Genomic DNA, 1,165 nt, shown 5'->3' with positions numbered 1-1,165 from the left:
TCAGTGAAACGCCCTGTGCGGATCCGCATGCAGGGTGTTGTGGGGGCTGAGGGTTAGAGACCCTCGGCTACCCGATTATGTTTTATACCACGATTCATAGACATTATTAGTATCTTTCATATCCAGGTATAACCACACCATTCGATCTACAAACCATGCTTTAAAAACCATTATCCAGAAATTGCCAAGGATCAAAACCCAAAAGTCTAGAGCATAAATACCATATACGAATATTGGGAGGCCTATAGTAGACAATGCTTGTAGAATGCGACAAACATTTATTTGGTGCTTAGGAATACACTCATTCTTACGATTGAGATAAATACGCTCTCCAAATGTTCCCATTGACGCCCAATTATCTGTTTTAGTTGGCGGCTTGAACAAGCGAGGATTTAGCCATACCCAAAGAAAAGACAATACCACAGGAACAATAGAATAAATTCCAATCCAATCTCTAGACCAAAAGCAAACAGATATTATTGGCAACGCTGTAAATCTAGTATAAACACTCCATGGATTAGAATGCCTACTCCAAACTTCGTCGCTCATTGACATGCTTTTTTCAGCGTACTTAAGAATGTCCATGTTTACTCCTGGAAACATAACGTCGCCATCAGCCGCGTGAGGAACGAGCGTCGGCTGCATGGCCTTGTGTACGCCCAGCATGGGTATGAACTAATGAGGTGAAAGTCCTCTGTAGGAAGGTCACCATCCATAGCGATTTATATCGTTTATTAGATGATAACTACTAGCGAATGGCAAGGGCCAACCTGCGAGGGACGGTCTAAAGGAAGCCTGACGCAAAACTGCGAGCTGATGAACAAGAACATCATATGAGGCGTAGGCTGGAGGCGAGTTGGCACAAGACAACGAAGCCGTGTGATCTAACGGCCACCGTAAATGATGCAGTTGCGCAGGGACAGTTCATGCTCTTATCTGGGGAGATCTGCTTAACAAGCGATCGGTAAACCACCAGTAAGGCTCTGGTCAATAAGTGCCTTGGCTCCGCTGAATGTATCGCCAGTGGAGAGCGAACTAGATACAAACCGATAGCGCTGGCAGAGGTAACTTTGCCAGTGATTAAGCAGAAGTCAGCAGACGGCATAGTAGCCCAACGGTCAGCGTAATGGCTGATACATGGTGAAGGCCTGAACATTAAGAATAA

Annotated in this window: 2 protein-coding genes; both read right to left on the bottom strand. The window is 45.1% G+C overall.

The features are described 5' to 3' along the window. Positions 1-75: 75 nt before the first annotated feature. Positions 76-585, bottom strand: coding sequence for a DUF6653 family protein (locus A3774_RS15960; protein ID WP_067870033.1), 510 nt, complete (start codon positions 583-585; stop codon positions 76-78). A gap of 244 nt (positions 586-829) precedes the next feature. Then, positions 830-1,165: hypothetical protein (locus A3774_RS17080; RefSeq protein ID WP_231867942.1), on the bottom strand; the 336-nt coding region annotated here is incomplete at its 5' end.

It is taken from the genome of Neptuniibacter marinus (assembly GCF_001597725.1).
Lineage (GTDB): Bacteria > Pseudomonadota > Gammaproteobacteria > Pseudomonadales > Balneatricaceae > Neptuniibacter > Neptuniibacter marinus.
The sequence above is the reverse complement of the archived record's forward strand: the minus strand, read 5'-3'. Positions and strand labels throughout refer to the sequence as shown.

Coding starts and splice junctions, on each gene's coding strand:
- A3774_RS15960 (WP_067870033.1), bottom strand. CDS start 585: ATGGACATTCTTAAGTACGCTGAAAAAAGCATGTCAATGAGCGACGAA.